At 40.1% G+C, this 26,787-nt stretch carries 31 protein-coding genes and 1 pseudogene; 28 read left to right on the top strand and 4 right to left on the bottom strand.

The features are described from left to right. Positions 1 to 562: 562 nt before the first annotated feature. From EL268_RS24480 to EL268_RS32945, 19 genes are all read left to right on the top strand, one after another. Positions 563 to 1,021, top strand: coding sequence for a phage terminase small subunit-related protein (locus EL268_RS24480; protein WP_106655975.1), 459 nt, complete (start codon positions 563 to 565; stop codon positions 1,019 to 1,021). Further along, entirely contained in the window at positions 1,014 to 2,330 is a 1,317-nt protein-coding gene (locus EL268_RS24475; RefSeq protein ID WP_106655974.1) for a PBSX family phage terminase large subunit, read from the top strand. Before EL268_RS24480 ends, EL268_RS24475 begins: the two co-directional genes overlap by 8 nt. Before the next feature lie 12 nt (positions 2,331 to 2,342). Further along, a complete protein-coding gene (locus EL268_RS24470) occupies positions 2,343 to 3,755 on the top strand; it encodes a phage portal protein (protein WP_106655973.1) in 1,413 nt (470 codons plus the stop codon). After that, complete coding sequence (locus EL268_RS24465; RefSeq protein ID WP_106655972.1) at positions 3,748 to 4,632, top strand: phage minor capsid protein; 885 nt, start codon at positions 3,748 to 3,750, stop codon at positions 4,630 to 4,632. Before EL268_RS24470 ends, EL268_RS24465 begins: the two co-directional genes overlap by 8 nt. A gap of 108 nt (positions 4,633 to 4,740) precedes the next feature. After that, positions 4,741 to 5,388, top strand: a complete 648-nt coding sequence (locus EL268_RS24460; protein ID WP_106655971.1) for a hypothetical protein — start codon at positions 4,741 to 4,743, stop codon at positions 5,386 to 5,388. Between the two features lie 46 nt (positions 5,389 to 5,434). After that, positions 5,435 to 6,277: a N4-gp56 family major capsid protein gene (locus EL268_RS24455; RefSeq protein WP_106655970.1), complete on the top strand. Its 843-nt coding sequence runs from the start codon at positions 5,435 to 5,437 to the stop codon at positions 6,275 to 6,277. A 49-nt stretch (positions 6,278 to 6,326) separates the two neighbouring features. Further along, on the top strand, positions 6,327 to 6,452 hold the full coding sequence (locus EL268_RS33765; RefSeq protein WP_269149374.1) for a hypothetical protein: 126 nt from the start codon (positions 6,327 to 6,329) through the stop codon (positions 6,450 to 6,452). Continuing rightward, positions 6,449 to 6,868: a DnaT-like ssDNA-binding protein gene (locus tag EL268_RS24450; RefSeq protein WP_106655969.1), complete on the top strand. Its 420-nt coding sequence runs from the start codon at positions 6,449 to 6,451 to the stop codon at positions 6,866 to 6,868. Before EL268_RS33765 ends, EL268_RS24450 begins: the two co-directional genes overlap by 4 nt. Then, on the top strand, positions 6,868 to 7,155 hold the full coding sequence (locus EL268_RS24445) for a hypothetical protein (protein WP_106655968.1): 288 nt from the start codon (positions 6,868 to 6,870) through the stop codon (positions 7,153 to 7,155). The genes EL268_RS24450 and EL268_RS24445 overlap by 1 nt, the downstream gene beginning before the upstream one ends. Further along, the gene (locus EL268_RS24440; protein WP_106655967.1) at positions 7,152 to 7,589 is read left to right on the top strand and encodes an HK97 gp10 family phage protein; all 438 of its coding nucleotides are present in this window, start codon (positions 7,152 to 7,154) and stop codon (positions 7,587 to 7,589) included. The genes EL268_RS24445 and EL268_RS24440 overlap by 4 nt, the downstream gene beginning before the upstream one ends. A gap of 18 nt (positions 7,590 to 7,607) precedes the next feature. Next, on the top strand, positions 7,608 to 7,970 hold the full coding sequence (locus tag EL268_RS24435; RefSeq protein ID WP_106655966.1) for a minor capsid protein: 363 nt from the start codon (positions 7,608 to 7,610) through the stop codon (positions 7,968 to 7,970). Next, entirely contained in the window at positions 7,967 to 8,527 is a 561-nt protein-coding gene (locus EL268_RS24430; protein WP_106655965.1) for a hypothetical protein, read from the top strand. Before EL268_RS24435 ends, EL268_RS24430 begins: the two co-directional genes overlap by 4 nt. A gap of 71 nt (positions 8,528 to 8,598) precedes the next feature. Further along, positions 8,599 to 8,997 (top strand): hypothetical protein, encoded by a 399-nt coding sequence (locus tag EL268_RS24425; protein ID WP_106655964.1) that lies wholly within the window; start codon positions 8,599 to 8,601, stop codon positions 8,995 to 8,997. 23 nt (positions 8,998 to 9,020) lie between these two features. Then, positions 9,021 to 9,329 carry a hypothetical protein gene (locus tag EL268_RS24420; RefSeq protein ID WP_106655963.1) on the top strand — a complete coding sequence of 103 codons (309 nt, stop codon included), beginning with the start codon at positions 9,021 to 9,023 and terminating at the stop codon, positions 9,327 to 9,329. Positions 9,330 to 9,344: 15 nt separating this feature from the next. Further along, the gene (locus EL268_RS24415; RefSeq protein ID WP_106655962.1) at positions 9,345 to 11,360 is read left to right on the top strand and encodes a phage tail tape measure protein; all 2,016 of its coding nucleotides are present in this window, start codon (positions 9,345 to 9,347) and stop codon (positions 11,358 to 11,360) included. A gap of 14 nt (positions 11,361 to 11,374) precedes the next feature. Beyond that, a complete protein-coding gene (locus EL268_RS24410; protein ID WP_106655961.1) occupies positions 11,375 to 11,779 on the top strand; it encodes a hypothetical protein in 405 nt (134 codons plus the stop codon). After that, entirely contained in the window at positions 11,776 to 13,965 is a 2,190-nt protein-coding gene (locus EL268_RS24405) for a hypothetical protein (RefSeq protein ID WP_106655960.1), read from the top strand. Before EL268_RS24410 ends, EL268_RS24405 begins: the two co-directional genes overlap by 4 nt. 14 nt (positions 13,966 to 13,979) lie before the next feature. After that, positions 13,980 to 15,710, top strand: coding sequence for a hypothetical protein (locus EL268_RS24400; protein WP_106655959.1), 1,731 nt, complete (start codon positions 13,980 to 13,982; stop codon positions 15,708 to 15,710). A gap of 15 nt (positions 15,711 to 15,725) precedes the next feature. Continuing rightward, on the top strand, positions 15,726 to 15,896 hold the full coding sequence (locus EL268_RS32945; RefSeq protein WP_164724515.1) for a hypothetical protein: 171 nt from the start codon (positions 15,726 to 15,728) through the stop codon (positions 15,894 to 15,896). Positions 15,897 to 15,922: 26 nt separating this feature from the next. Here the strand turns inward: EL268_RS32945 and EL268_RS32940 are convergent, their stop codons facing one another. Then, entirely contained in the window at positions 15,923 to 16,072 is a 150-nt protein-coding gene (locus EL268_RS32940) for a hypothetical protein (RefSeq protein WP_164724514.1), read from the bottom strand. A gap of 98 nt (positions 16,073 to 16,170) precedes the next feature. Here EL268_RS32940 and EL268_RS24395 point away from each other — a divergent pair, with 98 nt between their 5' ends. From EL268_RS24395 to EL268_RS24355, 9 genes and pseudogenes are all read left to right on the top strand, one after another. Continuing rightward, the gene (locus EL268_RS24395) at positions 16,171 to 16,821 is read left to right on the top strand and encodes a hypothetical protein (protein ID WP_106655958.1); all 651 of its coding nucleotides are present in this window, start codon (positions 16,171 to 16,173) and stop codon (positions 16,819 to 16,821) included. Beyond that, a complete protein-coding gene (locus tag EL268_RS24390; RefSeq protein ID WP_106655957.1) occupies positions 16,811 to 17,683 on the top strand; it encodes a peptidoglycan recognition protein family protein in 873 nt (290 codons plus the stop codon). Before EL268_RS24395 ends, EL268_RS24390 begins: the two co-directional genes overlap by 11 nt. Before the next feature lie 188 nt (positions 17,684 to 17,871). Continuing rightward, positions 17,872 to 18,171 (top strand): hypothetical protein, encoded by a 300-nt coding sequence (locus EL268_RS24385; RefSeq protein ID WP_106655956.1) that lies wholly within the window; start codon positions 17,872 to 17,874, stop codon positions 18,169 to 18,171. A 1,071-nt stretch (positions 18,172 to 19,242) separates the two neighbouring features. Next, on the top strand, positions 19,243 to 19,776 hold the full coding sequence (locus EL268_RS24380; protein ID WP_126435471.1) for a Rad52/Rad22 family DNA repair protein: 534 nt from the start codon (positions 19,243 to 19,245) through the stop codon (positions 19,774 to 19,776). A gap of 132 nt (positions 19,777 to 19,908) precedes the next feature. Then, the gene (locus tag EL268_RS24375) at positions 19,909 to 20,214 is read left to right on the top strand and encodes a hypothetical protein (protein WP_106655954.1); all 306 of its coding nucleotides are present in this window, start codon (positions 19,909 to 19,911) and stop codon (positions 20,212 to 20,214) included. A 158-nt stretch (positions 20,215 to 20,372) separates the two neighbouring features. Continuing rightward, positions 20,373 to 20,666 (top strand): hypothetical protein, encoded by a 294-nt coding sequence (locus EL268_RS24370; RefSeq protein ID WP_106655953.1) that lies wholly within the window; start codon positions 20,373 to 20,375, stop codon positions 20,664 to 20,666. Between the two features lie 49 nt (positions 20,667 to 20,715). Next, positions 20,716 to 21,759, top strand: a pseudogene (locus EL268_RS24365) (protein prkA); the annotation flags it as partial. Between the two features lie 69 nt (positions 21,760 to 21,828). Next, positions 21,829 to 22,986 (top strand): sporulation protein YhbH, encoded by a 1,158-nt coding sequence (gene yhbH / locus EL268_RS24360; protein WP_106655952.1) that lies wholly within the window; start codon positions 21,829 to 21,831, stop codon positions 22,984 to 22,986. 84 nt (positions 22,987 to 23,070) lie between these two features. Next, on the top strand, positions 23,071 to 23,358 hold the full coding sequence (locus EL268_RS24355; protein ID WP_106655951.1) for a YiaA/YiaB family inner membrane protein: 288 nt from the start codon (positions 23,071 to 23,073) through the stop codon (positions 23,356 to 23,358). Between the two features lie 192 nt (positions 23,359 to 23,550). Here EL268_RS24355 and EL268_RS24350 read toward each other — a convergent pair whose 3' ends face one another. From EL268_RS24350 to EL268_RS24340, 3 genes are all read right to left on the bottom strand, one after another. Next, positions 23,551 to 24,600: an alpha/beta hydrolase gene (locus EL268_RS24350; RefSeq protein ID WP_106655950.1), complete on the bottom strand. Its 1,050-nt coding sequence runs from the start codon at positions 24,598 to 24,600 to the stop codon at positions 23,551 to 23,553. Between the two features lie 113 nt (positions 24,601 to 24,713). Then, the gene (locus EL268_RS24345) at positions 24,714 to 26,186 is read right to left on the bottom strand and encodes a methyl-accepting chemotaxis protein (protein WP_106655949.1); all 1,473 of its coding nucleotides are present in this window, start codon (positions 26,184 to 26,186) and stop codon (positions 24,714 to 24,716) included. 3 nt (positions 26,187 to 26,189) lie between these two features. Next, positions 26,190 to 26,744, bottom strand: coding sequence for a GNAT family N-acetyltransferase (locus tag EL268_RS24340; RefSeq protein WP_106655948.1), 555 nt, complete (start codon positions 26,742 to 26,744; stop codon positions 26,190 to 26,192). Positions 26,745 to 26,787: the final 43 nt, after the last annotated feature.

Here is a 26,787-nt window from a genome sequence, read left to right as displayed (position 1 = left end):
GTCTTTTATTATTATGTGGGACATATCTGGTGTAGCAGGTTCGATTCCTGCAGTCCCGCTCCAAATAGGGCTGTGCAGAAGAGGATTACACCGAACCGAAGGTATCAGACTTTTAATCTGAATTATTTTCCTCTTCGATTTTCTCCCTAATTTTATATTTGATTAAATCAGTACGAATCTGGCTAAGGTAGAACAAGAGGTGATGACAGTGAAATTTTTCTGGAGATTTCTATATTCACTTTCATTTGCATTTGGCTTTATCGGATTGTTAGCAATAGCAATCGACTTGATTGTATTTAGACAGCACACATTTACACAAGCAGAAACAGTCGAGTTTATTTGTTTAATTGCATTGGCTTATTTGATTAAGCGATTTATATACCCAAAATTTGTATGACAGATGTTTGATGGTAAATATCACTCTCAAAAAGAGCCGGTGATGATACGTGATCGAACGTGATAAACAAGCACAATCTGAAGGCTGAATAAGCCTTTTATTTTTTTGTCTTTAAATAGCACACACATTGCATCTGCATAGCAAAGAAAGAAAGGAGGGAGTGATATGGCTAGAGCAAAAAACGGGAAAAGACAACGAGCATTAGATATGTATTTACACATGCAAGAGCGAAGCACAAGACTTGTAGCAGAAGAGTTAAGTATTTCAGAAGCAACTGTCTGGAAATGGAGCAAAGAAGACGAGTGGGTTCGTCAGGCCAAAGAATTCGACCTTGCGGTTCGTGAACAGAAAGCCGTTGAACTCCTTCCTACAATCGTTGAGGCAGAGTTGGAAGAACTGAAGAGGCTATACGAAGCACGAACACGTGTAAATGTATCAAACCTTCCGACAACAAACTGGTATGAGTACGAAAAGATGTCCAACATTATTTTGAAAGAACTGAAAGAGATAAAAGAACTACTCCTGATTCGTGGGAATCCTACTGAAGTTGAAGTTACAGGAGAACAAACTCATGTTATCGAGGTGATGATAGAAGAAGACGAAGGAGTTGATGAAAATGAGTAAGACAATATTAAAACTTAAAAAGAGCCACTTTAATAAGATTTACTGGCCGCTCATTTCAGACAAGAGCCGTTACGAAGTCCTGTACGGTGGAGCCGCTTCTGGTAAGTCTTTTTTTGTTGCCCAAAAGATTGTATATCGTGTGCTTGTTGAATCCAATCATAAGTTCCTAATCATTCGCAAAGTCGGGACAACTCTTCGTCATTCAGTATTTGAAGAAATAAAGAAAGCAATAAGCAACTGGAATGTAGAACACATGTTTACGATAAACAAAACGGAAATGACAATTACTTGTGCGAACGGAAATCAAATCGTCTTTAAAGGTTTAGACGACCCTGTGAAATTAAAATCTATTCAAGGTGTGACTGGCATCTGGATTGAGGAAGCAGCGGAAATTACCCAAAAGGATTTTCAAGAATTAGACAGACGATTGAGGGGACGGAATAAACACTATAAACAAATCATTGTTACATTTAACCCTGTCTCCGCTTCACACTGGCTAAAGAGTTATTTTTTTGACAGAAAGTTAGACAGTTGTTCAATTACGAAGAGCACATACTTGGATAACAAATTTGTAGACAAAGGAACTCTGATAGCACTTCAAACTTTGAAAGAGACTGATCCTGAAGAGTATGAAGTGTATGCGCTCGGAAATTGGGGAACAACCGGCAAAACACTTCTTCCGAAGTCATTCATTTTCTTACAAGAAGAAAAGCATGCAATGGACCCGCTCCCGCTGCAAGACGAATATGAAGAAATCAAGATTTGGGCAGAACCAATCAAGAATGTCGAGTATGTTGCTTCAATTGACCCATCCAAAGGGACAGGTAACGATAATCATGTTCTGCAAATATGGACAAGACAGGGAGAGCAGGTGCTTGAATTTGCAATCAATGACCTGCCTACTGAGTTTTTCGCTCGTAAGTGTGACGAACTCATGAGGAAGTACAACGATGCTTTCTGTATCGTAGAAAACAACATGGGTGATTTAGTTCTACACATATTGATAAACGAACGAATGTATCCAAATATTTATTTCTCGTTCAATACAGGAAGGGCTGGATTTGAAACAACGAAGACAACAAAGCCTATTATGATTGCAGACCTGTCTGATGCTCTCCGTGAGGAGAGTATAAAAGTCAGAAGCAGAGAATGTCTTGAAGAAATGAAAGTGTTTATACGAAAAGAAAACGGAAAAATGGAAGCGGCTGACGGTTGTAAGGATGACCGTGTGATAGCGGCTTCTTTATTTTTGCAGGCTATAAAAGCATATGGCGGCCTAGCCGGTTACAGCAATAACTCTGCACTATGAGGAGGTGAGGATATGGAGTTAAAAAGACAACAATTGAGTAAAGCAAGCAAATATCAATACTGGAAGAAACTATACTTAACAAAACAGCCGGAACTATTCCGAAATAAGACGAAACTAAAAAATGATGAATTGTATATCCCGACAAAAGTGTTTCAACGAATTTCTGATACGGCAGCGGATTTGGTTATGCAAGAAACTCCCCGCTTCGTCGTTCAGACGGATAATCCTAAAACATTAGAGTTTATCCAACTGCTTCAAGATAACACGAATCTCGAAGCGAACGGAAAGCCAATGGTTCGTGAAATGTCGTTTGCTGGCTGTACGATTATCAAGGGACTACTGCAAGAAAAGGAAGGAAAACTTGCCCCGAAATTCGACTCGGTGAATCATGAAATGTTTTATGTTGTATTCCATCCTGACGATGCCACTCAGATTCTGGTGGCAGAAATTCGTTGGCTTATAAAAGTAAACGAAAAAAGATATATCAGAAAAGAAATTCATCAACAAGGTCAAATCATTCAACAACTTTTTGATGAGCAGAATGGAGAGCAATTAGACATTGCTCTTTTTTATTTGAATACCTTCGGAATTGAGTTGAATACAGAGGTAGGGACTGGCATACAAAATATCCTTGTTCGTTACATTCCAAATACAAAGGCTTCACCAAGCGATTTTGAAGGTTTAAGCGATTATGAAGGGCTTGAAGATATTGTATTTGCACTAGAGAACTTATTGAGTGAATCTAATGTTACTACAATCAAGAATCTTCGTCCCAAATGGTCTGTTCCCGCTTCAATGGCTCAAAAAGATAAAAATGGAAATCTATTTCTGCCGAATTCAGAAGTCTACTTTGTGAATGCTCCAATGCAACAAACGTCTACCGGCTTATGGGTTCCAGCCCAAATTGGTGTAGATATAGACATGGAAACAGTAAAAACAATGTATGAGTTGTTGATTCAAGATTTACAACTAGCAAGCGAACTCAGCCCCGCTGCTTTAAGCATGTTGAAGGATGGTATGAATGTCGATTCAGGAAAGGCTCTCAAATTTAAATTCTATGACCCGCTCAATAATGCGGCTCGTAAGAGGAGCAATCTCGATATGGCTTTCCGTGACTTGGCTTACGATCTAATGCAAGTTGCGAAGAATCTTGACCCGTACTGGAGCGACATGGAGGTAATTCGTCCTTCCATCGATTGGAGTGATGGACTACCGGCTCAGTGGGATGAGAATGCAAATACAGTTATGGCCTTGTATGCAAATGGTACAGGCATTCTTTCACAAAAAGAAGCATTACGATTGCAGTTCCCACATTGGAGTGAAGAAAAAATAAATCAAGTCATAGAAGAAAAACTTTCTGAGCGCTCGGCTCCTCTTGATGCTGGTTTATTTCCTACATTCGGGAGCGGGATGACAAATGAATAATCAAGAACTTATCAATGCACTTATAAAGGCTAAAACAGATAGAGAAATCAATTCAATTGTTCGCATTTATCAACTCGCTCACAAGGAGATTTTTAAGTTAGCAAAAGGCTTGAATCCATATAGGGGAATCGATACGAATTACTACATGGACAGTACATATGTAGCAAATGTCCTTTATCAACTGAGTTTAATCTTGAAGCGGGTTGAGGAGCAGACAATCGGAAGAACTCAAGCAGTCATTCGTCAGATGGCCTACGAAGGACATTTATTCGCATTGAGTAATATTGCAGCGATGGGTGTAAAACCAACTCCCGCTTCTTTTTCGATAGTGAAAACTAGAGCAGTTGAAGCGGCTGTGCTTCTTGCAACAAGACAATTAAGAGATGCGAACAATACGGTAATGGAATTTTTCCAACTATCGATTTATGAGGGATTAGAAAAAATAAATAAAGAAGTAGCAAAACAAAGAGTAAACGATATCGTATCAAGCGGGATAGCCACTGGAAGAAGCCGTATCAAGACAACTGATATTTTGCTCGATGAAATGAAGCGACAAGGATTAACTGCAATGGTGAAGTCCAACGGACACAAAATGAATCTAAGTGATTATGCCGATATTGTGGTCCGATCGCAGACGATGCAAGCCTACAATTTCGCTAATGTGCAGACTATACAAGATAATGGTTTTGATTTAGTCAGAATCAGTAAGCATGCAAATCCGTGTAAGAAATGCCAACCATACGAGGGCAAAGTTTATAGCATAAGCGGGGAACATCCTGAGTATCCGTCTATCAACATACTGCCCGGTGGAATTGTCGGCTCATTTCATCCACGATGCAGACATACATGTGTGCCATATATCGAAAAATTCAATTGAATACTTGTCCCGTTATGCCGTGGGACATTAAACATAACGGTTTTCGTTAAGACCTGACAGGTTAATCCTCTGTATGGTCTTTTTTCATTTTGAAAGGGGGATGGATTTATGGGTGATGATATGCAAACTCAACAAGTTGGCAACTTAGAAACAACAGCCACTGATAACGGACAGGTGCAAACCGTTGAGAATCAAAATGCACAAGACGATAAGGACACGAAGGGTAAAGAACTTTTCGACAAAGGATACAAACAAGGACTCAAAAAAGCGCTTGAAAAGTTAGGCTTTGAGGATTTAGAGAAAGCCTTGAATGAATTAACTTCCCTTCGTGGACAAAAAGAAGAAAAACAAAAAGCAGAAGAAACTGAAATGCAAAAGATGCAGCGAATGGTTGAAGAGATTCAGAATCAACTGAAAGCCGAACAGGAAAAAGCGAAACAGTTGGAGTTAGACAAATTGAAAACGGCAGTCACTACTAAACTGCAAGAAGAATACGGATTCAAACTCCCAACATTTGCGAAACTCGAAGGTGAAGACGAAGCAACTATTGAAGCCTCTGCCCGTGTGTATTTTGATTCGTTGAAAGAGTTCGTTGGAGAACAAAAGCCAACAGTAAAGTCTGTTGGTGTGACTACGAAACCTGCTCAAACTTCGCAAATCACAATAGAGCAATTTAGAAAAATGACTCCAAGTGAAAAATCGGACTTATTTCGTAGTAATCCTGACTTGTTCAAACAACTAGCGGCACAGATATGATTCTGTGCTTTTTAATTGCCATTTATAAAAAGGAGGCTGATGTGTAATGGCTACTACAAAAACAACTGATTTGTTCATCCCAGAGGTTGTGGATGCTGAAATCAAGGAAGGTGTAAAAAATAACTCTATTTTTATGACAGATGCAGAAGTAGATTACGATTTGGTTGGTAAGCCCGGTGAATCTGTAACTTTTGTTTCTGACAACTCAATTGGTGAAGCAGAAGAATTAACTGAAGATACTGCTCTTACTCCTGCTAAGTTAACTCAAAACGAAATGCAAGCAACAATAATCGAGTTCGGTAAAGCAGTAGAGGTTTCTTACCGTGCAGAGACTCAAGGTATGGGTTCTGCGGTTGACCGTGGTACGAAACAAATCAAAACAGTAATTTCTAACGGGTTGGATACAAAACTATACAACACTTACTTAGCAGAGGCTACGAATGTATTGGACGTTTCTACTGAATCAGAGACTAAACTTTCTTACAGCAATATTGTTCGTGCAGTTTCCTTAATGGAACTGGATGAAGAAGGTGCAGAGGTTCGACTGTACATTCATCCTGACCAAGTCGTTGATGTAATTACTGACCAACACTTTATCGATGTGGCTAAATACAGTCAAGGTGCAGTAAATCCACGACTGGCATCTGCAGAAGTCGGTAAAATCCATGATGTTCGGATCTTCAAGACGAAAAAAATCCACAAATCTGCCGAAGGAGTTTACAGCAATATCTTAGTTTCGAAAGGTGCTGCTAAAGTGAAATTCCAGAAGGAAGCAGAAATTGAATCTGACAAAGACATCTTGGCAAGAAAAATCGTTGTGGCTGCCACCACTCTTGTTGCATTAAAGACCGTAAACCAAAATCGTCTTGTTGTTCTCAAAACTAAGTAAGTGAAGCGGGGCTGGTTCCCCGCTTTTTGATGATAAGGAGGTGTTTCTGATGGGACTAACAGGATTCAATAGACTACGTAGGGAGCAATTATTGAAAAAACAAAAAGAAGAAAAAAAGGAATTGGATAAATCCATCAAGCAGATACAGAAAGTAAAGAAGGCTGATGCGAAATGAGTTATATAACTGTTTCCGAAGCCGATTACTTTTTACGATTCCACGACTGGAGCGAAGAGTGGACTCAATTATCGAGCGAAGAAAAAGAGTATCTGCTGAACTATGCTACCAGTCAAATCGATTCTTATCGTGTATTCATTTTCGGAGTCAAGTTAGACGAAAACCAGCCAAACGAATTTCCACGAAGAGGACAAGATACTGTTCCAACAGAGATTAAACAGGCTACGGCTGAACTTGCTGTATATAAAGCAATCAATAAACAAAACAAGCAACATCGTCTTGCTCAAGAAAATGGTTTGCAGTCTGTCGGAATGCTCGGCATTTCATTTGGATATGCTGGCGGCTACTCTGACATTCCGAAATCTGTAGAAAGGCTCATGATGCCGTTTCTGTCTTTCTGTGGAGGTGTTTACTGATGATGAGTATGTACTATCCAAAAGCAGAACTGTTTCGAGGAGATGAACTGGATGAATACGGGCGACCAATCAAAGGTGAACTGGTTGAAATACGAATGCTGATTGTGCCATCTGCAAAGCGAATTCGTGGCAAAGATGGAGTGGAGGAAATCACTCTCACTGCAAGAGGCTTGACTAACTCTGACATAAGATTGCACGACATTGTAAAACAGGACGGCAGAGAGTATAAAGTAGAGTCTATTACTCCGTTCCCGTTTTCTAGTGACAAGGAGGTGGGGCTGGTATGAATATAAGCAGTCAAGTGAACGGAATTCATAATGTATTAAAAAATATGGCTGAGAAGCAAAAAAAGCACGAAGAGGCTGTATTGAAGGCTTTGAAAGAGAATGCTTTCGACTTAATCAGTAAATCTGAACCGATGGTTCCTGTCGATAAAGGTCCGTTAAAGGCAAGTTGGGTTGTCTCAGTCAATGGGAAGCAGACACAACAAGGTCCTGATGCAGATATTCAAGATCCTACACTCTTGAAGAAAAGGAACAAAGGTGACGACAAATTAGAAGTCCTTGTCGGTTACTTCACCGAGTATGCTTGGGAGCAGCACGAAAACTTGGCTTACTATCATGATGATGGGGAAGCAAAGTTTCTCGAGAAAGCATACGAACAAAATAAAAGAAAGTATCAGCAGAATCTAGCAGATGCCGCAAGGGATGCACTCAAATAAAAGGGGGTGTATTTTTTTATGGAGATAAACAAGATTATAAAAAAATATCTGGTTTCAAAAGGATACAACGAAAAAGAAATCTTCTTGAATGCACGACCTGCTAGGGAGTGTATTTCTGTTTATTCAACACCGGGAGGTGAGCCAGAAAACGGTCTATGTTATCCGGGGTTTCAAATCAATGTAAAACGAAAAGATGGTGCTTATGAAGAAATACAACAGATCACCAAACTGTTACATAAAATTGTGAACGCAACTGTTTCTGGTGTAAAGATAAGAGGATTTAGAATTCTTGATTCAACACCATACAAGTTGACTGAAGAAGATGGCTGTTTCGTTTATATCCGTAATTTCAGACTTATCGTAAAGGAGAGTGATATATGATGTCTATTATAAAAAGAGGGACTGAAGAAGATTATGCAATTGGAGCATATGTTTTATGTATTGTTCAAAACAATATTGATGTTCCAATTGGTGAAACCTCTAGTGAAGGAGTAAAACTATCTGTTGAATCCAAAACTAAGGAAATTCCCGGTGCTAAAGCAAATATATTGGGAGACTTTCATTATGGAGACATAGGTTATGTCGAGTTTAAATTAGTAATGTGGGGCAATAATACTTTTGCGAACATTGCTTTACCGGGTCAACCGCATTCAATCAGTTCTGATACTGCGGGAAAAAATCGTGTGACAATAAGATCCAGACAATATGACCTAAAAAAATATGCTCAAAAATTTGTATTAAAAAAAATAGATACAGATCCAAGCGATCCAGATTATGATCGAATCGTATTACATTGTGCTGTTAATGTTGCAAATCTAGAATTAGATTTGAAACCTGATAAAGAGGTTGAATTACCGTTGAAGTTTAAGTGTTATGAGGATTCTAATGGAGACATAATTACCTTTGGTGACGAAACCGTTTCAATTCCAGAGTTATAAAAAAATTTGGCAGAGTCTAATTCGGCTCTGCTTTTTTATTTTACTTAAAAAAATTAAGGAGGCTGATATTAATGAGTAACTTTATTGATATATATGGGAAATCTCACACACTCCCACTTGTTGTTAGAACAAGAGAAGGAGAGTTTATGGAGAAACAGGTTATGGTAAATCGAGTTTCAGCAACAACGGCATTCAAAGGTGGACTTATTCTGTTCGGAGCGATTAGTGACTTTCAGCAATTTGCAAAGGCAAATGAGCAAGATAAGATTTCCAGTCTCATCATGAATTGTGGAGATAAAGTAGAAGCGGCAATTCCGTTTTTTGTTGACATTAATCCAGACGAAGAAATTTATGACCTATCTCAACTATTTGACCTTTTACTTGCAATATACGATGTGAACGATATTGGAACAGTTTTAAAAAAAGTAGCCGCTTTACAAGCGAAAGCAAATCAGACACTCAAGAAATAAAAAAAGAAGAAGAAAATCAATTTTTGGAACTGTATCACTATGTCATTCATTTTGCTTTTTCAAAGGGAATAAACAAAAATGACCTATTGGATCAGTATTCACTCTTGGAAGTTGTTGAAATAGTTGTAAGGGACTATGAGGAGAAATTACGAAACGACTACAAACAGGCTTACTTTTCAACTTTCCCTGCAATGTTGAAAACTGAAGAAGGTGCTAAATGTGTACAGGAGTACATGAAATCACTTGAAAAAGAACTTGGTTGGAATTCAAAACCAAAAGTTGATAAAGAAAGACGAAAAAGGCTATTCCAAGCACTCGGAATTAACAAGTAAAGGAGGTGTGAAACTATGGGATTTGAAAGTATCGCAGGTGAGATTGTCACTCGATTTGTAGCAGACTCTTCTGATTTGATGGACACATTCTCTAAGATAACAGATTACTTTCAGAATTTCGGAAATCAGTCTGCTACGGCTCAAGTCGATATTAAGGCAGTAGGAGGGGCTTTTATGGCGGCCGGTGCGGCTGGGGTAGCCGCTTTCGGAACGATGGCCGGTATGTCTGCTCTCCGTACAGATGATATGAGAAAATTGGCCGCAAGGACAGGTGCTACTGGCGAAGCATTTGATAAATTGAAAAATACAATAAGAGATATAGAACTATCTGGATTTAGCGATGGGATGGAAGATACCAGCAGGGCTTATCTACTTGCTAAAAGAGGTGTTGAGGAATATGGCGGTGAGATTGATAAAACTGCAGAAAAGTTTCTCCAGTTCAAACGAATATTTGGAACTGAACTGGAGGATTCAGGAAAAGCCGCGAACAATATGTCTGCGGCTTTTAAAATTAACCTAGACGAGTCGTTGGACACCATTACAAAAACCGAACAGTCGTTAAAAAGACCTGTGGATGATTTGTACGACACATTTTGGGAGTTCTCTGTTCAATTTAAAGATGCTGGTTTTACATACAAAGAAATGGCACAGATTATTGTAAATGGCATTAACGATGGAAATGCTTTCAATACTACAAAAATTGGCGATGCAATCAAAGAGGTAGGAATAGGATTTGCTGATTTACAAACTAAAGCAGAGGCACTTCAAGGTGTGGCTGAAAAAGCGATTCCTTCTTGGGACGAGTTTTACTCCGAGAAAATGGGTGATGTGCAAATCAAAAATGCAGAAGATTTATTCAAGATAAAAGAAAAAGAAGTAGAACTACAAAAGGAATATCAAAAGTTAGTTGAGGACACGAATCAATCAAATCAAGATGCAATGCAAGCCGCATTGGAGTATGACGATAAGGTAAAAGACCTTCAATATCTAGGTATTGATCCTGAGCAATATGTCCAAACAATCCGTAAAGGTGGAGAGTCTGCAAAGGCTGCTGTTATTGATTTAATGACCCGTCTTGGCAATGTAACAGACGATAAGATGTTTCGTAAAATCCGAACGGATTTCTTCACGTCAGCAGGTGAGGATTTGGGACACGACTTCTTCCGTTCGTTTGCAAACTTCAAAAATGTAGAGATGAATACGAGTGGCTCTTTGGATGAAGCAGTCAAAATTTATACAGATGGGAATCTACTACAAACATTAAGACAAACACTTGCATATATAAAAGACATTGGAAATTCGCTAGGTTCTGGTCCAGCAATGGCATTAGATTTATTAGCGAAAGGATTCAACTATTTACTCATGGCAGTTTCTTGGCTCCTTAATTCGATACCCGGCTTAGGTCCACTAATCGGAATTCTTGGAACATTAGCAAGTTTGGTGATGTTGATTGGTGGGGCAAGCATGGCTCTCGGAGGTGCTTGGACTTTCCTTTCTGGCTTGTGGTCAGCAGGTATTGCGGTATTGAACGGTGTTCGTGTGGCTATGCTGGCACTCAATCTTACAATGTTGGCAAACCCTGTCTTTCTAATCACCGCAGGTATTGTAGCACTTGTTGCAATTATTGCAGTTGTTGTTGAGAAAACAGTTGGCTGGAGAAATGTTTGGAGTGGCATTTCTAACTTCTTCAAAAATGTATTTACCGTAGCCATCAATCTCGTAAAAGGAGCAATAAACGGATTGATTTACTTCTTTACTGATTTGCTTCCAAAATCGATACTCAGATTTATCGACTTTGTTACTGCACCATTGAAATACTTCTATGACCTCATTCTTGCTCCAGTGAGGATGCTGGGTAAATTGGTTGGGTTCAATATTCCGAAGTTTTCTGATTATAGTCTTTATGGGATGGTATACGGCAATAACGGTGGAGGTAATAAGACAACAAACATAACCATCAATGCAAATCAACTTGATATGGCTAATGCTGACCGAATCGGTCGTTCAATCGCTCGTCAAACTGCACAATAGAAGGAGGTGGTTGTATGCAGTTACATAATGAACAATTTGTTTTTGCTATACAGGATTTCTCGGGATTACTTACTTTCTATATTGCGGCGGCATCGGCTGACTACCAACCGCCTACTTTTGAGGTGCAAGCCAACTCGTACTATCCAATCGAAGTTACAGAAGAAACAGAAGAACTTATCGATTTAATTAAACAACCAAGACGACCATTGGCACTTACAGGGTATATAAGTAGAGATTCGGGAGTTTTGTTACAGAACTTAATTGGAAGAAAAGTACTCTTCTATGAAGCAAGTGAAGATAGGAATTTCTTAAATACTCCTCCCAACTATAAAGGTATTCTATTGAAATGTGACAACATGTGGGATGATATTCAAGAATTATACCGCACCACGGTTGAAATAAAGGTGGTGGAATCATGAGTCTACAATCAAGTTATCCTGCAGACCGTCTGGCAGTAATGAAGTCTCGGATTCGTGGACCATTCGATAACCCACCAACGAAATCAGTTGGTGTACATATCGAAAATGATCACTTCCGAGCAATCACTAACGAATGTATTGAAGAAATAAATGTAGAAGACAAGGATGAAGGTAAAGCCACAATCACCTTGATAGAGGTAAAAAGTGGCTATTCTTTCGACTGGAATAAGGATGGCGAATGGAAAGGGATATTGAACACAAAAGGTCGAAAAATCAACATTGCTGAAGGCTGGGGAAATATTATCGAACGAACTTTTACAGGCTATATCGATAGTTGGGTAAAGGACGAGAGCAGCACAGATACAACTCGTTACACTATTACATGCACGAACAAATCATTGGATTTAAAAAACACGGATACGAATGCTCAGTCCTTGTCAGAAGGCTCAAGTCCACTCGATGCAGCAACAAACATTCTGCAAGATGCGAACAATCAGGCTGGAGGTCAAATTCCATACAATGTTGACCGAACAAAACCAAGTGTGATTGGTGGAGATCAACTACTGATAAAAAAATGGAATCAAATAGCGAATTATCCAAACAACATTGATGATTATCCTTCTTCTATCTCAACACTTCCTCAGTACAATTACATAGTTGCTCCTGAAATGTGGACAAACAAATTGCTTGTGTATGACTATGCTAGAAACAAAAAAGTGACTGACCATCCGTTTGCGAATTTTTTGCACGATGGAGGAGATATTACGGACACGAAGGTACTTACGAATCCGTATACGAGCGATCCTCAACTCGGCAGTAAAGTATTTATGTTCGGGAAAGTAGTCAGCCGACAAAATGACAATCTGTACGATTTAACTGCAAGCCTTTTGGATTTCGGAACTCGAACAACAGATATATTCACATTTGATTATCCATTCTTCAACACAGTAAATAGAAGAGTTGTAAAGGCTTGCTTGGGAAAAGACGGAAATATCTACTATACAGGCGGGAACAATGTGATTTATAAATGCAAAGTCGATTATGCGAAACGAATTATTACTACTGAAAAGTTGATTGACTTAAAAGAAATCACTGGAGTGGATATACCAAGTGACACTTATTTCGACCACGATTTATTTGGAATCTTTCAAGGTTCTATTGAGGTTCTATATCAGAAAGGGAATAAGTATCAGATTGCTACGATAGATATTCGAAGTGGAAAAGTTGCTCAGACTGTCGAATCTGCTCTAGAGTTCAATATTCCAGCAACTGGAGTCTCGGTTTACAAAAACTCTTTCTATTTTGGAGGCTTCTTCATTGTTGCTGTTCAGTTTATTAAATCAACTGAAAATAATTTTAACGAAACAGAAATCAAATACATTGTCATAGATGGTCAGGACGGAAGAAGTAAAATTGTCAATTTGGAAGGATTTAAATTCAAGACAAGTAGCAAAGAAGATTATCCTCGTCGATTTGTCCTTATGAACGATACTTTGCTGTTAAAGCCAGTCAGAACTTATCCAACATCGAATAAAACATACACTCTGTACACACATAAAATCGAATTGTTCGATGGTGGATATACCAACAATGAACCCGACAACATTTGGAGCGATCCAAACGGTGCGGGAACATATGAACCGCCTCAACCGATAAATTACACTGTTCCAGCAAATCAAAACAGTTGGGATATGCTCAAAAAAACCACTGGAGATGCAGGGGCTGTTGTTCATACCGACACAGCCTTGGGAGAAACAAGAGTATTCTATCCGCAAATTAAAAGTATTCCAACGTACATATTTGAAACACATGTAGACATCATTGAAATGAGCGAACAACAAATTAACGATGTATATAACTCTGCCGAAATTTTTTACGGCTCAGGTTCAAACAGCGGAGTTGTTCATTACGGTAAAGGTGGAAATGTATTTAAAAGATTGAGTCCATCTTTAACTCAAGCACAAGCAATCGAATTGGCAAAACTCATTGTTACTCCAGAATTCCGTTCTGTTATTAAAATCAGAACCCGTGCAGTTGTTGGGCTGAAACGGTTTGACACTGTTTATATAGCGAATAGTGAAGATAAAGTTCTCTTCCGTGGAATTATCAAAGCACTAAAAACTGAGCACAGCCAAACGAACTACTACTGGGCAGAGTACGAAATCATGGGGCATATACCTGAGTAAAAAGGGAGGTGGAAATGGTGAAAGATATAGACTTTAAAGACTTTCTAATACAGTTGGACAAGCGAATCGAAAAGAAGTTATGGGAACACAAATTGAATGGTCAATACATTATTCTTCCGAATGGGCAGACAATTGATGTAGAATACGAATTCAGTAAAGGCAAAGAACGAGTAGACAATCTAAAAGAATTGCTAAAATCATATGCTACAAAACAGTGGGTTCTTGAGCAGTTACAAGACCCCACTCTTTTTAATAAAATCAATCAAGACATAAAGAATCTTCGTGACGAGAACAAAAAGACGAACATAAATCTGCTGAAACAGGCTACTCGTTCACGGATTGTGGAGGAGTCTGTTGGCTACAACAACAAGCCCGTCAAGGATTTTACTGATATGAAATACGATGCTCTGTTTGATTCAAAAGAGTTTGATAATACTCTCAGCAAAGAATGTTTTTGGGATTATGAAACAAAAACTGTACGAAGCATAAGAGCAGTAAATAAACGACCATCATTCAGCGAAGCGAAAAAAGACATGCCTGTTCAGTACAGCAACATTATGTTTTACAGAACTTCATACGATAGCAATTATCAACTGTATTTCTTTGACCAAATGAAAAAACTTCACAAGATTAATGTTGGACATTCAGGATTAGAGCAGATTGAAGAACTCGTTATACAAAATCCAGAAGTGATTTCAAAAGAGAATTTGTATGGATTCAAGGCTGCATACAGTTCAGACCACAACTCTCTCCTTATTTTCCCCGGCTATATCGATAATCAGAGTTTTACTGCTTACATATTAGATATCAACACTTTGACAATTACCAATATAAGCCTCAATTCTGGCACTAAACCAGAAAAGCATATTTTCGGAGATGCACTTGTCTGGTATGACAAGGCAAACAGAGTATTCTGCTTTAGTGGCAGTAGTTATAACAACGACAAATTGTATACTTACAGTCCTGATACGAACTCATTCAACAGTTACAATAACTCTTTTTCATATATGCATAATCATATAAAAGCATTTGACGAATCGACTCAGACTGTATATGTCTTCAATCCAATTACACGTACCGTATCGGCTATAAAATTTAATGGCTCTGGTTTTGTGATTGAAACAAAAAACACTACTGGTGATGCAACAAATTTGGCTGGAGCAATGGCATTTATAAAAGATGACGAAATGCTTTTCTTTTACTGCTATGAAGCGAATGACAAAGTGTTTTCTCTTAATCTCCACAACAATCAAATTTACAATAAAAACTACTATGTGCCGAAGCCACTAAGTTCAGACGATACTTCATCAGTTCTATATGTTGAGATTTTGCAAGATGAGTGGGGAAATCCATTATACAACCAAGTTCGTACTGCTTATTTCTATAACTTAAATTCAGACTCAACACTATACACATGGACATACAAGTACAACGAAGATCCTGCAAATCCGTACAATCCGAGTGCTCCCGAAAATCAGATTCCTTGGGAGTTCGTGACCATGCCAATTTCAACGAGTGAAGTGCTTAATTTCGTCTACTCGTATGTAACTGTCTTGAATAACCTGTACGGACAACTCATTGGTGTGCAGTACAGCCGTGACGATGGTCAAACTTGGTCAGGATTTGTGCAGACAGAGGATTTGACTGATATAAGTAGCCAGCCGAACGGCACTAAACTGAGGCTTAAAATAGTGGCTAAACACGATGCAGAGATTGTTTCCTATGGCTTCGGTGGCATGCGATAAAGGAGGGATGTACGAATGGCTTTTGAACGAATTGAAACGAATAGAAATACGGAGGATAGAAAGAAAAATGAAATGGAAAATCACGAATTCATTATGAGACTGGCAGAAGAGATTAATCAGTTGAAGCAAGACAGAGAAGTATTGATGAATGAACTAAACGAATTAAAAGAAAAGCAGGGTGTGTAGTTAGATAATGCGGCTACATACCTTGCTTATTTTTTCAGACTGTTTATGGCTGACTGAATGACTGATGTAGGCCAGTTGCTCATGTTCTCTGGAGCCGGTGTATTGTTTTGCTTGGTTAGATCCTTCAGTTCTCTCTCTAAGCGAATACGGTCAATGTCATAAACATTGTTATTCATCAGAATCATCCTTTGATTTTCATTATTACTATTATAACCAAATTTTGAGAGATGGAGTGCCATTCAAAGGCACTTTTTTTGTGAAAGGAAGTGGGGGAATGCAAGAGGTAATAATTATTGTCAAAAAAGCAATCATTGCTAAATTATTAGCACTTCCGAAATACGCATGTATAGGAGCATTTCTAACTATAACTATGAAAATTTTAGATTTTCTGGGACTATACAGTATTGAGGTTTTAAAAGTAGGAGGTGCAGCAATTGCATTGATGTTTCTTGATTTTTACTCAAAGAAATATCAATACTTTAAACATTTTGGGAGCATTAAGAAGGCTGAAAAAGCAGGTGCTTGGCGAAGTGAATTCAAGCGACTATTTACTGCGATTAAACTACTGCTGTATCTTATTTATTTTTTGGCTGCTATCTTATTAATTGCAATAGTGAATGAGATACAAATGATTTCCATTGATCTTAACGGCTTTATAATTGCACAAGAACAGTTAGTTATGTGTGTGCTTCTCTGCATATGTTCCATCGAATTTGACTCGATCAAAGAGAACCTTACGACTGAAATCAGTGAAAAGGAAAAGAAGCGATGGGCAAATTCAGAAGAATATATTAACAGAGTGATGTCTGAGTCTGAAAAAGGGAAATTAGAAATGATTTCAACCATTGTCTATCTAGGAATAGATAGACTTTTTGCTTTGCTAAAAGGCTTAAAACGGAAGGGAGGAGATAAGGATGGGAAGTAATTTATCTTTTGAAGATATACAGCCGCATCTGGTCAGAATGGCTATCTTGGAAAATGAAACAGGTCAACGGTTAGCAACAGGTATCCTACTTGTTACAGGTGATGGAGACAAACAAAATTGGTCTACATATGCAGAGAAAATAGCACTTGAGAATATTGTTCAACAGAAAATTGATTATCCATTTTCGATGGCTCCAGTGGCTCTGGTTGCTAAGTACGGCTACGAAACGAAGCAGGTTGACCGTTCTGACGGACTACTACATATACAGATAAAAAAATCAGTAACAGTAAAGTTCACCTCTCCTTGTCCTTGGGAGATAAGATACTTAACGAACACAAAAAACTTTGAGCATAATCCAGACGGGAGTTTCTTCAGAATCAAGCCAACTAAAGGTATCATCCACTGGACTGCTAACGAGGCAGTTGGTGCCAATGCTGATGCACATTACAAATACTTCAATAGCGATCATGTTGCTTATCCAAGCAATGCAAACATATTTGTAGATGATAAGAAGATACTACAGATTCTTCCGCTTTGGGCTAAGGCTTGGCATGTTGGTGCAGCGAAATATAATCCGGGCTGGAACAATGCAAACAACTTCACATTCGGAATTGAGATTTGTGTAAACAAGGATGGGGATTTCAAAAAGGCTTATCAAAATGCAGTTTATGCAATGGCAAAGTCATTAAAAGAATGTGGTCTTAAAGCAGGAGATTTTGACCGTCACTATGATGTGACCGGCAAGGTCTGTCCTGCTTTTTTTGTTGACGATGCAATTACCAAGAGATTCTTCAACAAAACGGCTGCACAGGCATATGCGATGTTTAGAACTGATGTAAACAATGTCTACAATCTGCTTTAATTCATAACCGTACTTTTTTATTAATATTAAAAAATAACAAAAAGTTTTATTAATAATGATTAATAATCGTTATTGACTATTCTCACAAGGATTTCTGATATGTCGATAATGGTTATTTTTTATTAATAACAAAAAATAATAAAAAGGTTTTGTTATTATCCAATGCTATTTGAAAGGAGTGGTTCGTAATGGATATGTATACTGAATTCTTAATTTATGTGATTGCTTTCGTAGCAGCATTCATAACACTGTATTTGTGGAGAAAAAGGGATATTGTGGTGAACAGATTGGAGCAAAGTCTTGGGAAAGATACTGTACAGCAAGTGTCTTCTGTACTCATAAATGCAATCAGAGCCAATAAAGACAGGATTCAAGCATTTTTAAAAACATCTGTCCTAAAAATCACGAAAAACAGGGTCAAGGAACAGGATATAGACAAGTTTATTGATGAGTATGAAAAGCAATTGAAAGACCAGAACAAGCAGTAATTTTCGATAAATCAGTGGAAATCTTTCCAATCCGCAACGGTGAAAAAAATGCGAAATAAATACCTGAAAAAAATCGCCTACATGCAGTTTAACATTCAAGAAAAAAAGAGAAAAAATCTAAGAGTGCGAAAAAAATAGAGATTGTATCGACATTTAATTAGAACGAGGTAAAACAAAATTAAACAAAACAAAATCGGTCTAAATCGACTTTTCGATGAATTACCATGCTTCTCAAATTTTCGAATGCACGTCTACATTCCACATTTCACGCCTAGACTAAAAGTAACATGATGAACTTGTTTGGAGGTACGAAATATGGGCAGATACAATGACGATGAGCACACGGATTACAGAGGAAACGGGTTAGGAACAAGGGTTGCTTATTATATTCTGATTCTAGGCTGTTGGCTGATTGGCATGTTGTATGTAGTTCATTATTTTCAGGAAAAGTTCTAGAAAAACAAGGGAACTGTTGTTCTTTGTCAAAGAGATAAGTGTAAACAATAAACTTACTTAGACAGAACAAATTGAGAACACGAAGACAGACAGGCTTAGTAATAAGTCGCTGTTTTCGTGTTCTTTTTTGTTTCGAAGTCAGTAAGAAGTCACTAGAAAGAGGAGGTTTAGTATTGACTGTTTTTCTGAAACGGTTTGCAGAAATTACTTCTGCCATCGTGTTCGTGGTATTAACTGTTTGGGTAATTGCATCATGATTAACACTTTGTCTTCTGGCCAGAGAACAAAGAGAAGAAAAATTGAAGAGGAGAAATGAGAAATGACATACGGAAAAATGAGAGCAGTCATGTATCTAGCAATTGCAGTAACTTTTATTTCGTATCTTGCCAAGTAACAAATGATAGCAAGCCTTTAAATTTGATAATGGAGGATGATAACATGAACAAAAAAATCGTACCGAAATGGTTTTACAAATCCGTGAAGGTGACTTTTATCGTGAGTGTTAGTCTGTTAGCAACTTTCGTTGCTGGACTTGTTGTAATCGCATATTTACAGTAACTCACACAAACAAAGCCGTTGTTTATTCTAGCAACGGCTACTTTTTTAAGGAGGTTCATGATGAACTTAGAATTGTTGACGAAACAATTTCCACGGGAACAAATCAAGTCACGGCAAGGCAAGAAAGGAATGACATATTACTATGTGCCAGCCGCTTTAGTGATTGAACGGCTGAATGAGGCACTAAACTACAAATGGAGTTTCACAGTGATAAAGGAGTACATTTTTGAAAACGAGACTGTTGTACTTGGAGAATTGAGGATTGGAACAGATATTGTAAAGCAAGCATTCGGCAATGCACCGATTAATGGAACGGTTGGGGATGCATTGAAATCAGCCACTTCTGATTCCATTCGCAAGAATGCCGCTGCACTAAATGTACCGTGCATTTTTCATACTCAGTCAGAGCAACAACAAGGAAATAATCAACAGAGTTCTCCACAGTCTCCACAACAGCAGACTGATAATCCGTACCGCTGCTCGGTCTGCGATGCAAATATCACAAAACAAATACATGACTACAGTTTTCGTACTTTCAATAAAGTGCTGTGCATGAAGCACCAGCAGGAAGCACGAAAACAAGCACGTTAGGAGCAGATTATCTCTGCTTCTATTTTTTTATCTACGAAAATTTTCAAAATTATTTTCGTAGTAATAGTAGACTGAACAGATGCACTTATTTTACAATTTTGTTAAACAGAAAAAACAAAGGAGTGGATGGGAATGGATCATTTATCAGTAGATAAAATCGTTGAGGAAGAACCTAAACAAAGCAAAAAAATGATTGAAATTGATTGTCCTCCGGGTCCAACAAGACCTGATTATTATCTTAAGTTAATTCTCAAAGATACTGGAATTCCGTTCAAAGATACGAATCACAGAGTATTTGGAGAATGGACTTGGTGTTACGACGAAATTGATGATGAAACTTGGATGAATGCTTTTCCGGTTATCTGTGAAAGGCAAAAGGAATTGTATGAAGAAGGATTTATCAGATATGCAAGTGTAAGTAATCCATCTAAACAATAATTAGATGAAGCAAGTCAATGTAATCAGAAGTAAATTCAATACATAAAAAAGGTCAAGGAAAGTCAAACAAGGAAAACAAAGAATACAACAAACTAATATCACACGAAAGAAGTGATGCCTTTTTCTTCTTTGACCTCCACTTAGGAGGTTGAGCGAATATGCAAGTTAACGAAAATATTTCTCCATCAATTGGACAAGTCCATCCTCATATGCTGTACAACACAGCAGCACATGGGAGGGGATGGAAACTGGAAACGATGATTCCTGTTCCTGTTGAGGACGAAATTTCGAAGAGTGAAGAACAAGAAGTTCATAAAGAAATTAATGGACAATTCGGAACCATCCGTATCCTTAAACCTCATCGGCAGGTTACAGAAGCAGACGAGGATATCCACACCCTAATAGCCAGAATATTGTTAAAGAAGCAAGAACGATTAGCCTCAGGTGAGTAAGCCTGAGGTCTTTTTGTGCCAATTCTTCATTTTTTAGTAGTATCATTTTACAGCGAATGAGCTGATTGTTGCGCATACAAACGAATCGGAGTACAAGGCTTTTATTGCGAATAAGAAAAATGAGGCACTTCAATCTCGGATTATCGTCATGCCGATGCCGTATAATCTGCGTGTCAGTGATGAAGAAAAAATATATGCGAAATTAATCAAGCAATCTGACTTGGGGCATGTGCATATTGCACCGCATGCGCTCCGTTCAGCAGCAGTCTTTTCCATTATGACCCGCCTGAAAGAATCGAAAAAACAAGGGGCCGATCTGTTGAAAAAGATGCGGCTGTATGACGGTGAATCGGTGGAAGGCTTCAAGGGAGCCGATCTGGAAGAGCTGCGTAACGAGCATTCCGATGAAGGAATGTCCGGTATTGATCCGCGTTATGTCATCAACCGTATCTCTAGTGCACTGATCCGCCGCGACACCGAGTGCATCAATGCCCTTGATATTCTTCGGGCGCTAAAAGAAGGCTTTGACCAGCATCCATCCATCACCAAGGAGCAGCGGGAGAGGTATATGAACTTCATCTCTATCGCGCGCAAGGAATACGACGAGCTGGCGAAAAAAGAAGTGCAGAAGGCGTTTGTCTACAGCTACGAAGAGTCGGCAAAAACGCTTATGGATAACTATTTGGACAATGTGGAAGCTTATTGCAACATGAATAAAATCCGTGACCCCGTTACAGGTGAGGAGATGGATCCAGATGAGCGCCTGATGCGTTCCATCGAGGAGCAAATCGGTATCTCGGAAAATGCCAAGCGGGCCTTCCGTGAAGAAATTCTCATCCGTATCTCGGCCTATGCGCGTAAAGGGAAGCGTTTTGACTACAGCACCCATGATCGTCTACGGGAAGCTATCGAGAAGAAGCTGTTTGCTGATCTGAAGGATGTCGTCAAGATTACGACCTCGAACAAAACACCAGATGAGCATCAGCTCAAGAAAATTAATGAGGTCACCAAGCGCCTTATCGAAGAGCATCAATATTGCCCGGTTTGCGCAAATGAGCTGCTGCGCTACGTGGGAAGCCTGTTGAACAGATGACAGACGTTGGCGACATGAGGAGCACGTCATATTCGGCGCAGATTGCGCCAGTTGCTAGGAGGAGACGGCATGAAAGATGAATCATCGTTCATTGTCTCCCGGGAAGACTGGTCGCTGCACCGCAAAGGGTACCAGGACCAAAATCGACACCAGGAAAAAGTGAAAGAAGCGATCAAAAAAAATCTGCCCGATCTCGTCAGCGAAGAAAACATCATCATGTCGAATGGTCGGGAAGTCATTAAGATCCCTATTCGCTCCCTGGATGAATACCGATTGCGTTTTAACTTCCAAAAGGGAAAACATGGCGGTCAAGGTAAAGGAAACAGTAAAGTAGGCGATGTCGTAGCCCGTGACGGCGATCCGGCGCAAGGGCCTGGAAAGGGTCAAGGAGCGGGTGATCAGCCAGGTGTAGACTACTACGAGGCTGAAATCAGCGTAGAAGAATTGCAGGAGATGCTTTTCGCCGAGCTGGAGCTGCCGAACCTTCAACAAAAAGACGAGGAACAAATCGTCGTGGAAGAGACTCGGTTCAATGATGTCAGGAAAAAAGGCTTGATGGGCAACATTGATAAAAAACGTACGCTGATCGCGGCCATCCGCCGAAATGCGCTGGCAGGCTACAGTGATATGGAGCTGGGGATAACCGATGATGACCTGCGCTTCAAGACGTGGGAAGAGATCATCAAGCCTCATTCCAATGCTGTCATTATTGCGATGATGGATACATCAGGAAGTATGGGCGTGTTTGAAAAGTATATCGCCCGCAGTTTTTTCTTCTGGATGGTACGTTTTCTGCGCACCAAGTACGAAAAAGTCGAAATCGTCTTTATTGCCCATCATACAGATGCGAAGGAAGTGACGGAGGACACCTTTTTCTCGAAAGGGGAAAGCGGGGGGACGATCTGCTCCTCTGCCTACAAAAAAGCGTTGGAGATCATCGATAGCCGCTACCCGTCATCGCAGTACAACATTTACCCGTTCCATTTTTCCGATGGCGACAACCTCACGTCTGATAATGAGCGTTGCGTAAAGCTGGTGAAGGAGCTCATGGAGAGATGCAATATGTTCGGCTATGGCGAAGTGAATCAGTATAATCGCCATTCAACCCTCATGTCAGCGTATCGCCACATCAAAGAGCCGAAATTCATGCATTGTGTCATTCGGGAAAAGGGCGAGGTATACAAGGCGTTGCGTACGTTCTTTGGCAAGAAAGAAGCTGTGAAGTAATCTCTAGAGGCAACCGGGCGAGAAATCGTCCGGTTGACTTATATTTAGCATGAGCCACATGAACAAAATGTGAGGGGTGTTACTATGTATCCACAAAAGCATCGGATGCGCAACACGGGAGCCTTCACTTTCTTGGCATACTTTACATTGGGCGCAGGTGTACTGCTATTTTCCATCGGTTTATACAATGCAACAGGTCTTCAGCTCCACGAAAAAGGGTATTATATCGCATGTATGCTTCTGGTAGCAGTTGGATCGATTTTGACGCAAAAAGTAGTGAGAGATAATGCAGAGGATCGAGCGATTATTGAGGAGCAGGAAAGAGAATTTAACTTGAAGGTATCGAAAGCGGAGAAAGATACGCCGAAATAGCCCTTATCAGGATGTTCCTATCGGATATCCAGGTCGCGTAGTCTTTCAGACGAGCGAAGGATAAGCTTTGATACAGAGGAACATCATTTAGTGTCAGCAGCACGCGAACAGGTGTGTCCGAGATCGTCTGCTTTTAGCCCAATGTGACCAAATTTGGACGGGATGAAAACGGACAACGAGAAACCGTCAGGGTCATGCCCTGACGGTTTTTCGAATGAGCTCTACAAACTCTGCCGCTTTCTCGATGTGTGGAGCGTGCCCCACATTTTCCATAACTATCTCCTGATAAGAACCACCAGCGCACTGATATTGTTCGAGGACGTCACGAATTTGGGAGACCATCGGTTGCGGGGGGTATTCGTCTTCTCCGGGCCATCCGGGGACATAGCCAAGCTTGCCCAGCGTACCGAAATCAGCAAGCGACTGATCCGAGATAATAGCATCATCCGCACCGCGTATCCATAAAATCGGACACTTCGGCTCCATCTGGACAATACCGGACAAATTAACGTACTTGGGAGAAATCGCATTCGTAATCCCCGTCGTTCCAGGAGCAACACCGGGCCAATCGTTTACGTATTCAAAGGCACCGGGGTAAAAGCCCTCTCCCGTTCTCGTAGAGAGTATCGCGCTCACATAACGATCTTCCTGCTCTGGGGCAACTTGGAACGGGGGCTTGAAATAGAGCTGATTCATGACATTGCGAGGACTGGAGGGAGATTCATTGCCCATATCTTTGGCTGCTATTCTTTTGACCAGCTCGGAGTTGGCGGCTCCTCCACCTGATCCGGAGAAGCTGCTATAGCATGGGGTGCCAGCTATATCCTTGGTTCCACCAAAGCCGTAAGGGGACATGGGGGCGATGAGAATCAGGGAGCGGACTTCCTGCGGGTAATCGATGGCAAACTGCATCACGATTCCTCCACCTAATGACCAGCCGGCAAGATGGACAGGTGTTGGCAAGTCCAATGCCCGAATAAACGAATGAAGGTCATCCGACCAGTCTCGCAAACCGCGTGTCGCATCGATGGGCAATGCTTCGCTTGCTCCATAGCCACGCATATCAGGTGCATACACACGGTACTGGTCACACAGCGCCGCAATGGTATCATCCCAGAACAAGTTGGATGATGCATTGCCGTGAATGAGAAGAAGCGGTTCTCCCTCCGGTACGCCTGCTGTCAGGTAGGAAACGAGCAGGCGATTGGTCTGAATGGTTTTCGTTTCGATACGTCCATCCATCAATGATGTGCCTCCTTTCATGGTAACAAATATCAGAATATTTACATTATATATATGTTCGGTTACAAAATGAAAAAGAAAACAACCGCCCGTGAAAGGCGGTTGCAGGAAGGTTACATATGGAGACCACGCATTTGCTGTTCGATTTTCTCAAAGCCGCCAGAAACCTTAACGACTTCTTCTTTTTGCTCAGAAACGAGAACAAGCACTTCTTCCAGGCTCTCCTTGTTCTTGTCGGTAATATCTGCGTTGACTTCAACTTTTGCGCCGACTTCCTGAATCATGCTGTGAACATGGATGATGAACTCTTGCAGGTTTTTCGTTTTATCTGCGAAGTTTTGCATGTAGTTGTCTACATTGGTAAACATTTCTTGTACTTCGAGAATGCCCTCGCTGTTTTTCTCAAAAGAAGTCTGGGACTCAGAAATCATATCCGATACGAGCTTCATTTTTTCGCGAATGGTCATGAGCAGGCTCGAGATCGACTCGGAGGATAGCTTGGAGGATTCAGCCAGCTTGCGTACTTCATCTGCTACGACAGCAAATCCTCGGCCGTGTTCGCCTGCGCGAGACGCTTCAATCGTGGCATTGAGTGCCAACAGATTGGTTTGTGCAGAAATCTCGGAAATGGTTTGAATAATCTTCCCAATCGATTCGGTTTCTTTATTGAGCTCTTGAATCAGCTGGTTCGTGCCTTGGATGTCCTTGATGAATCGTTCAAAGTCATTGCCGATGTTGCCAATGCGTTTTCCGCTCTCGCTAGTGGCTTCTTTGGTCGATTCTACGTACTCATGCATCTCTGTAACTGAGCGGGTCATATCCTCAACTTGCAGATTCGTCGAGCTCATTTCCCGACGCAGCTCGTCCGTATTGCTGGTCTGGACCGTAAAGGACTCCATAATGTCTTGCAGGGAAGCGACGGTTTCGACAGCGCGAACATTTACACCATCCGTCACCTTGTTCAAATTCTCTTGATAGTCTTGCATAGAGGTGAGTGATTCATTGATCTGATCCAGAACACGTTGCAACGATTCCTTCGAGGCAATCGCTTCTTGCTTTTGTTGTTCACTTTCCTCTTGCAGCTTGTTATTGAATACAGCATGCATCATGCTCGTGACAGAGACGAAGCAGAAGGTAAGCAGGAAGTACATCAGATCAAGATTGCTTGTCGAATGGAAAATCGTTTCTCTCTGTGTCAGGAAGTAATAAGAGACAATACCCAATGTCGATACAATTGTCAAAATATTGATGAGTCGGTCTTGATAAATCCCCATGACTGCTACAAAGAACATAATGGTCATGATATTGATCATATGCGGGTCCAGTCCAACTATGATGAACATAAAGATCCCGATTACGGCGAAGTTGAAAAACTTCATAAAGGGCGCTGCTTTTTCACGGAAATTCGGGCGATTGGAGATGTAAGTAAAAGGTGCCAGCACGCCATACAAAATACCTAGCACCGTGAAAACGAATGTGTACGGTACGCCTAGAAAGAGGTTTAAGACTTGAACAACCGTAATAATACTTGCGAATACGATTACGACCCAATTGTTTCTTCTTCTCAATAGATCAATGTTATCCATTTTTTACCCACCTACCTCGACTTTTACTTGGTTGGATGACGACGAATTGTACCAGGAATATTTCGGATCGTGCTTATTGTCATAGACATCTTTTAGATGAAAGAGGGTCGGAATGGCGTCGGCCCCTTTGTAAAAGACGATATCTTTGGTCTGAGTCGCCTTTATTTGATATTTCTTGTTGATGAACTTAAAAAAGGTCGGATCAGCTACCCCGATTGCGTGGGTATAACCATGCTTTTCAGCGTAATCTATCATCAGGCAAATTCCTTTTTGCCCCAGTTGTCCGCGGTATTTCGGCAAAACAGCGAGACTGTCTACCTCCATTACTTTCATATCTTCTGTAACAACATCCTGAAAAAGTGATTTCATATAAGCACTTGATTTGGAAAAGGGCGTCATTTCAAATGTTCCGCCTGCTTCACCATCTTCGGCAATTAAGAGGAACTGAGCGGAGCCTTCTTTCGCGTACTCCATCTCGAAGCCCATGCTGGTCCATACTGTTTCTTTGATTTCATGAAATTTAGCTAACTCTTGTACGGTTTCTACTTGTTTGTACATAACTTCTCCACTCCATCATTTTCTCTGATTGAACCATGTTGTG

Source organism: Brevibacillus brevis, from assembly GCF_900637055.1.
Classification (GTDB): Bacteria; Bacillota; Bacilli; order Brevibacillales; family Brevibacillaceae; genus Brevibacillus; species Brevibacillus brevis.
This window is presented reverse-complemented; position numbering and strand designations above follow the sequence as displayed.